This window comes from Lyngbya sp. CCY1209 (assembly GCF_055795065.1).
In genome coordinates, this window is the sequence record NZ_JAYFER010000302.1 from 1 (window position 1) to 333 (window position 333).

A 333-nucleotide genomic window follows, 5' to 3' on the forward strand; every position below is an offset into this window, starting at 1 on the left:
TCAGGCAATATCCAAAAGGAAAACATACATCCGGGAAGAAATCGGGGGGAAGAGGTCTACTCGGCTTCAAGACCCACGTCAAACCGGATAAGGAAGCAATCAAAGCCCACATCGAAAAGGTTAAAGAGGTGATTAAGAAACATAAAAAATCACCTCAAGCCGCCCTGATTAAAGAACTCAACCCCATCATTACAGGATGGTCAAGATATTACTCAGGGGTAGTCTCCTCAGAGATTTTCGGAAAGCTGGATAACACACTCTGGCAACAACTACGGGCATGGGTAGTGTCACGATGCGGAAACGCCAAATACAAAACGCTCAGAAAATACTACC

Annotated in this window: 1 protein-coding gene; it reads left to right on the plus strand. The window is 45.0% G+C overall.

Going from position 1 to position 333, the window contains the following annotated elements; all coding sequences use genetic code 11:
- On the plus strand, positions 1-333 hold a 333-nt coding region (locus AC0QHF_RS08815), incomplete at both ends, for a group II intron maturase-specific domain-containing protein (RefSeq protein WP_324703833.1).